Source organism: Blastococcus sp. CT_GayMR20, from assembly GCF_004570345.1.
The window spans coordinates 1-7,299 of sequence record NZ_SPQM01000192.1; the positions used below are offsets into that span (position 1 = coordinate 1).

Genomic DNA, 7,299 nt, shown 5'->3' on the forward strand with positions numbered 1-7,299 from the left:
CCCTGCGGCGAAGAGCCCCCGCGGACGGAACGTCACGCCCGCCTCAGGCGTCACCAGGTGTGGAAGTTACGGTTGTGCGGCGGATCGTGAGCTCTGGTCACAATTCGATGACCTTCGTGGTCGCTGTTCCGATGGCTGCCTAGGGTTCACACCGTCGTACCAACGGAGGACGCCTGTCCTCCTGGTGTGCACCTGCTCGTGACCAATCAGTCGTCCGCCGGCCACCCGATGGCCGCGGAGAGACCTGTCCGTTCCCCCCGCCGTCGCGCGGGTTGAGGGAGGCATCGCACGTGAAGTTGAGCAAGCGGAGCAGTTCGCTCGTCGCGACGGCAATCGCCGCCGCGATGCTGATGACCGCCTGTGGCGGTAGCGACGACGAAGGAAGCGGAGAGGACGCCGGGGCAGAGGCCACCGGTGGCACCTTCAGCATCTACATCGGCGAGCCCGAGAACCCGCTGATCCCGGGTAACACCACGGAGAGCGAGGGCCACCAGGTCATCTCGTCCCTGTGGACCGGCCTGGTCGAGTACTCGACGGAGGGTGAGGTCGAGTACACCGGCGTCGCCGAGACGATCGAGAGCGACGACAACACCACCTGGACCGTCACGCTGAAGGACGGCTGGACCTTCCACGACGGCACCCCGGTGACGTCGCAGTCCTTCGTCGACGCGTGGAACTACACCGCGCTCAGCACGAACGCCCAGGGCGCCTCCTACTTCTTCTCGAACATCGCCGGCTACGGCGACCTGCAGGGCGAGACGGACGACGCCGGCACCCTGGTCACCCCGCCCGCGGCGGAGGAGATGAGCGGCCTCGAGGTCGTCAGCGACACGGAGTTCACCGTCACGCTGGAGACCCCGTTCGCGCAGTTCCCGGTGACCGTCGGCTACAACGCCTTCTACCCGCTGCCCGAGGCCTTCTTCGAGGACCCCGAGGCCTTCGGCACCAAGCCGATCGGCAACGGCCCGTACCAGGCCGAGGAGGACTTCGTCCCCGGTACCGGTTTCACCGTGACCCGGTACGAGGACTACTCCGGCGAGCAGCCCGGCAACGCCGACTCGGTCGAGTTCCGCGTCTACGGCGACCTGAACACCGGGTACACCGATGTGCAGGGCGGCAACCTCGACGTGCTCCCCGACATGCCGACCGACGCCCTGCAGTCGGCGCCGGACGAGTTCGGTGACCGCTTCCTCGAGGCGCCGTCGTCCGGGTTCCAGTACCTGGGCATCCCGACCTACGACCCGCGGTACGCCGACAAGCGGGTGCGTCAGGCGCTGTCCATGGCGATCGACCGCCAGTCCATCGCGGACGCCATCTTCGCCGGCGGTCGCACCCCGGCCGACTCGGTCGTCGCCCCGGTCGTCGAGGGCTACCGCGAGGGTGCCTGCGAGTACTGCACCCTCGACGTCGAGCGCGCCAACGAGCTGCTCGACGAGGCCGGGTTCGACAAGAGCCAGCCGGTCGAGCTGTGGTTCAACGCCGGTGCCGGTCACGACGCCTACATCCAGGCGGTCGGCAACCAGCTCCGCACGAACCTCGGTCTCGAGTACGTCCTCCGCGGCGAGCTGGACTTCTCCGAGTACCTGCCCCTGCAGGACGAGAAGGGCATGACCGGCCCGTTCCGCCTCGGCTGGAGCATGGACTACCCCAGCCCGCAGAACTACCTCGAGCCGCTCTACTCCACCTCGGCCCTGCCGCCGGCGGGTTCGAACACGTCGTTCTACTCGAACCCCGAGTTCGACGCGCTGATCGACGAGGGCAACTCGGCGGGCAGCAACGAGGAGGCCATCGAGCTGTACAACCAGGCCGAGGACCTGCTCCTGGAGGACATGCCGATCATCCCGATGTTCTACGAGCTGGAGCAGGCTGTTCACTCGGAGAACGTCAGCGACGTCGTGATCGATGTCTTCGGTGACATCGACGTCGCCTCGGTGACCGTCAACAGCTGACCCTCCGTACCACCGCACGGCGACCGCCGGGGGTGCCTGCCCGATCGGGCAGGTGTCCCCGGCGGTTCGCCGCTCGGACAGTCCCGCATGATGGACGACGTACCGCCGCCCGAGACCCGGGCGGCGTGCGTCCTGACCGAGGAGGGACATGGGCCGCTACATCGCCCGCCGCCTTCTGCTCACCATCCCGGTCCTGATCGGGGCCTCGTTCCTGATCTTCGCGATGGTGTACGCACTGCCCGGCGACCCGATCCGGGCGCTGGCCGGCGACCGGCCGCTGTCGGCGGCGGTCATGGCGCAGCTGCGCGACGACTTCAACCTCAACGACCCGCTGTGGTTGCAGTACGTGAAGTACCTCGGGGACCTGGTCCAGGGTGACTTCGGGACGGACTTCCGCGGCCGCGACGTCCTCGAGACGATCCTCCAGCGCCTGCCGGTGACCGCGACCCTGGCCGCCGTGGCCGTCTTCTTCGAGATCGTGATCGGGATCGTCGCCGGCGTGCTGGCCGGGATCCGCAAGAACGGCTTCTTCGACAACGTCGTGCTGGTGAGCACCACCCTGGTCGTGTCCATCCCGATCCTGGTGCTGGCGTTCGTCTCCCAGTACGTCTTCGGCCTCAAGCTGGGCTGGTTCCCGATCGCCGGCATCTCCGAGGGCCTGTACAGCTACATCCTCCCCGGGCTCGTGCTCGCCTCCGGATCGCTGGCCTACGTGGCGCGGCTGACCCGCACGAGCATCGCCGAGAACATGCGGGCCGACTACGTGCGCACCGCGCGGGCCAAGGGACTGCCGAACAAGACGGTCATCGTCCGGCACACGCTGCGCAACAGCCTGATCCCCGTGGTGACCTTCATCGGTGCCGATGTCGGCACGCTCATGGGCGGCGCCATCGTCACCGAGACGATCTTCAACCTGCCCGGCATCGGGCGGTCGGTCTTCGACTCGGTCCGCGCGCAGGAGGGTGCGGTCGTGGTCGGCATCGTCACCCTGATGGTGTTCTTCTTCATCTTCTTCAACCTGGTCGTGGACGTGCTCTACGCCGTCCTCGACCCGAGGATCCGTTATGACTGAATCGCAGCAGCAGCAGGACCTGCGGCACGACGAGGTCCAGGCGGGGACGACGACGGGCCTCGCCTCGCCGTCGGTCGACGTCACCAGCGACCGCCAGAACAGCCTCTGGAGCGACGCCTGGGGCCAGCTCAAGCGCAACGTGCTGTTCTGGATCGGCGCGGTCCTGTGCGTGCTGTTCCTCGCGATGGCGCTGTTCCCGTCGGTGTTCGCCCGCGGGGCCGACCCACGCGCGTGCGACCTGGCCAACTCCAACGAGACGCCGTCGGCCGACCACTGGCTGGGGTACGACCTGCAGGGCTGCGACTACCTGGCCAACGTCGTCTACGGGGCGCGCAACTCGCTGCTCATCGGCGTGCTGGCGGTGCTGGGCGTCCTGGTGCTCGGGGTCGTCGTGGGCGCCATCGCCGGGTTCTACGGCCGCTTCACCGACAGCCTGCTGTCCCGGCTGACCGACATCTTCTACGCACTGCCCACGGTCCTCGGGGCGCTGGTCCTGCTGCGCACCGGTGTCCTCGGCGACCGCGGGCCGCGGGCGGTGGCGATCGCGCTGGCGCTGTTCAGCTGGATGACCGCCATGCGGCTCGTGCGCTCTCAGGTGATCGCGGTGAAGAGCTCGGACTACGTCGCCGCCGCGCGGGCGATGGGCGCCTCCGACGTCCGGATCCTGGTCCGCCACATCCTGCCCAACGCCGTCGCGCCGGTGCTCGTGTTCGCGACGATCACGATCGGCGTCCTGATCGCGGCCGAGGCGACGCTGACCTACCTCGGCGTCGGGTTGCAGGCGCCGGCCATCTCCTGGGGGCTGCAGATCGCCCAGGGGCAGGCACTGCTGCGGACCGCACCGCACCTGGTGCTGTTCCCGAGCATCATCCTGACCCTGACGGTGATGGCCTTCATCCTCATGGGCGACGCCCTGCGTGACGCCCTCGACCCGAGGCAGCGCTCATGACCATCCTGTCCAGCTCGGAGCTCGAGAACACCCGCGGCGGGCCCGGGGCGCCGATCCTCGAGGTGAACGACCTCCACGTCGAGTTCCGCACCCGCGCCGGCGTGACCAACGCCGTCAACGGCATCAGCTACAACGTCTCCGCGGGGGAGACCCTCGCGATCCTGGGTGAGTCCGGCTCCGGGAAGTCGGTGTCCGCCCAGGCGATCATGGGGATCCTCGACACCCCGCCGGCGCAGATCCCGCACGGCGAGATCTTCTTCGAGGGCCGCAACCTGCTCACGCTGCCCGCCGAGGAGGCGCGGCGGGTCCGGGGCCCCGGCATCTCGATGATCTTCCAGGACGCGCTGTCCTCGCTGAACCCCGTCTACAGCGTCGGCTTCCAGATCGGCGAGATGTTCCGCGCGCACCGCGGCACCTCGAAGAAGGAGGCCAAGCAGCTGGCCATCGAGCTGATGGACCGCGTGCGCATCCCGGCCGCGGCCCAGCGGGTCGACGACTACCCGCACCAGTTCTCCGGCGGCATGCGGCAGCGCGTGATGATCGCGATGGCCATCGCGCTCGACCCCAAGATCCTGATCGCCGACGAGCCGACGACGGCGCTCGACGTGACGGTGCAGGCGCAGGTCATGGACCTGCTCAAGGACCTCCAGCGCGAGACCGGGATGGGCCTGATCCTCATCACCCACGACCTCGGCGTCGTGAACGAGGTCGCCGACTCGGTGGCGGTCATGTACGCCGGCCGGATCGTCGAGCGCGGCACCGTGGACGACGTCTTCGACAACCCGGCCCACCCCTACACCGACGGCCTGATGAGCTCCGTGCCCCAGGTCGAGGCGAAGGGCGGCCGGCTGCTGCCGATCACCGGCCAGCCGCCGAGCCTGGCGAGGATCCCGTCGGGCTGCCCGTTCCACCCGCGGTGCCCGCGCCGGCGCATCGGCGCCGAGGCGCTCCCGGGCCGCGACTGCGCCGCCGACGTCCCGCCGCTGCGGGTCGTGGTCCCCGGCCGGCAGGCGGCCTGCCACTACAGCGAGGAGGTCCTCGGTGTCTGACGACAGCCGGACCGATGCGGAGGTCGACGCCGCCCTCACGGCGGCCGCCCCGCCGACCGAGCCCACCGGTGAGCCCCTGCTCGAGCTGAAGGGCCTGAAGAAGCACTTCCCGCTGACGCAGGGGATCGTCTTCAAGCGGACCATCGGTCACGTCCGGGCCGTGGACGGCGTGAACCTGCGGCTGGGCCGGGGCGAGACCCTCGGGCTCGTCGGGGAGTCCGGCTGCGGCAAGTCGACGGTGTCGAAGCTGCTGGTGGCGCTGGAGAAGCCGACCGAGGGCCAGATCATCTACAAGGGCCGGGACGTCGCGAAGATGGGCGGCCGCGAGCTCAAGCGGTACCGCCGCGAGGTCCAGATCATCTTCCAGGACCCCTACGCGTCGCTGAACCCGCGGATGACCGCCGGCGACATCGTCGCGGAGGGCTGGTCGGTGCACCCGGACATCGCCCCGCGCAAGGGCCGGCTCCAGCGCACCCAGGAGCTGCTCGACCGGGTGGGGCTCAACCCCGACTTCGTGAACCGCTACCCGCACCAGTTCTCCGGCGGCCAGCGCCAGCGCATCGGCATCGCCCGGGCCCTGGCCCTGCAGCCGGAGATCATCGTCTGCGACGAGCCGGTCTCGGCGCTCGACGTCTCGGTGCAGGCGCAGGTGGTCAACCTGCTCGAGGACCTGCAGGACGACTTCGGCCTCTCCTACCTGTTCATCGCCCACGACCTGTCGGTGGTGCGCCACATCTCCGACCGCGTCGCGGTGATGTACCTGGGCAGCATCGTGGAGGAGGGCACCGACCTGGACGTCTACGGGTCGCCGTCGCACCCGTACACGCAGGCGCTCCTGTCGTCGGTCCCGGTCCACCAGCCGCAGCTGCGCGGCCTCAAGGAGCGGATCCTGCTCACCGGTGACGTGCCCAGCCCGGCCAACCCGCCCTCGGGCTGCCGGTTCCGCACGCGCTGCTGGAAGGCCCAGGACATCTGCGCCACCGAGCCGCCGGCGCTCGTCGACCGCGGTCAGGGGCACGCGTCGGCATGCCACTTCGCCGAGGCGCGCGCGGTGGTCCCGACCGAATCCGCCTGACCGCCGTCCGTCCATCCGGGGGTCCACGCCCCCGGTCGTCACACCAGCGAGCGGAGGGGATCCGTGGGGCGGTTCCTGCTGAAGCGGCTGGCCAACTACGTCGTCCTCATGCTGGTCGCGACGACGCTGGCCTACTTCGTCGCGTCCCTGGCGCTGAATCCCCGCGCGCGCTACGAGGGACGCAATCCCCCCGTGCCGCCGGCCGTCATCGACCAGGCCTTGACCGAGTACGGGATCAACGACGAGGACCCGCTGCTGGGCCGGTACGCCGACTGGATCGGCGGCGTCGTCACCGGTGACTTCGGCAAGACGGTCACCGGCGGGAGCATCAACGACCAGCTCGGGGCCCGCGCACTGGTCAGCCTGCGGCTGCTGTTGCTGGGCACGGTGCTCGGGATGGTGTTCGGCGTGCTGGTCGGTGTGGTCAGCGCCATCAAGCAGTACAAGTTCACCGACCGCTTCTTCACCGCGTTCTCGTTCTTCTTCATCGCGACGCCGGTGTTCTTCACCGCGGTGCTGCTGAAGTTCGGCGCGCTGCAGGTCAACGAGGCGGCCGGGACGACGCTGCTCTACTACACCGGCTACGAGACACCGGGCCTGGACGCCGGGTTCTGGGGAACGCTGAAGGACCAGGTCGCGCACCTCATCCTGCCGACCCTGTCGATCGCGCTGGGGCTGATCGCGTTCTTCTCCCGCTACCAGCGCAACGCCATGCTCGACGTCATGAACAGCGACTTCCTCCGCACGGCCCAGGCCAAGGGGCTCACCCGCCGGAAGGCGCTGTTCAAGCACGGGCTGCGGACGGCGCTGATCCCGATGGCCACCCTGCTGGCCTTCTACTTCGGCACGCTGGCGGTGGGCGCCACGTTCACGGAGAAGATCTTCGGCTGGCACGGCATGGGGGAGTGGCTGGTCGACTCCATCACCGGCAACGACATCAACGTGGTGGCCACGGTCGCGCTGTTCACGGCCGTGTTCATCCTCTTCGCCGGCTTCCTGGCCGACGTCCTCTACGCCGTCCTCGACCCGCGCGTGCGGGTCTCCTAGCGGGAGGAGCTGCCATGACCATGCCTGCGGATCCGCTCGTCGTCGCCGACGACGCCGCCCTCTCCGACACCCCGGGGCAGACCCCCACCGGTCCGGACGTCGTCGTCCGGGGCCGCCGCCAGCTCGTGATGCGCCGGCTGCGCCGCAACAAGGCGGCG

At 69.3% G+C, this 7,299-nt stretch carries 6 protein-coding genes; all 6 read left to right on the forward strand.

Going from position 1 to position 7,299, the window contains the following annotated elements; all coding sequences use genetic code 11:
- The first annotated feature begins 290 nt into the window (after positions 1–290).
- The 6 genes from E4P40_RS24935 to E4P40_RS24960 all read left to right on the forward strand — a co-directional run bounded on the left by E4P40_RS24935 (position 291) and on the right by E4P40_RS24960 (position 7,141).
- Positions 291–1,949, forward strand: coding sequence for an ABC transporter substrate-binding protein (locus E4P40_RS24935; protein ID WP_209305506.1), 1,659 nt, complete (start codon positions 291–293; stop codon positions 1,947–1,949).
- A gap of 148 nt (positions 1,950–2,097) precedes the next feature.
- Positions 2,098–3,021, forward strand: coding sequence for an ABC transporter permease (locus tag E4P40_RS24940; RefSeq protein ID WP_135161032.1), 924 nt, complete (start codon positions 2,098–2,100; stop codon positions 3,019–3,021).
- A complete protein-coding gene (locus tag E4P40_RS24945; protein ID WP_135161033.1) occupies positions 3,014–3,970 on the forward strand; it encodes an ABC transporter permease in 957 nt (318 codons plus the stop codon). The genes E4P40_RS24940 and E4P40_RS24945 overlap by 8 nt, the downstream gene beginning before the upstream one ends.
- On the forward strand, positions 3,967–5,019 hold the full coding sequence (locus E4P40_RS24950) for an ABC transporter ATP-binding protein (protein ID WP_135161034.1): 1,053 nt from the start codon (positions 3,967–3,969) through the stop codon (positions 5,017–5,019). The genes E4P40_RS24945 and E4P40_RS24950 overlap by 4 nt, the downstream gene beginning before the upstream one ends.
- Positions 5,012–6,094: a dipeptide ABC transporter ATP-binding protein gene (locus tag E4P40_RS24955; RefSeq protein ID WP_135161035.1), complete on the forward strand. Its 1,083-nt coding sequence runs from the start codon at positions 5,012–5,014 to the stop codon at positions 6,092–6,094. The genes E4P40_RS24950 and E4P40_RS24955 overlap by 8 nt, the downstream gene beginning before the upstream one ends.
- A 63-nt stretch (positions 6,095–6,157) precedes the next feature.
- A complete protein-coding gene (locus E4P40_RS24960; RefSeq protein ID WP_135161036.1) occupies positions 6,158–7,141 on the forward strand; it encodes an ABC transporter permease in 984 nt (327 codons plus the stop codon).
- Positions 7,142–7,299: the final 158 nt, after the last annotated feature.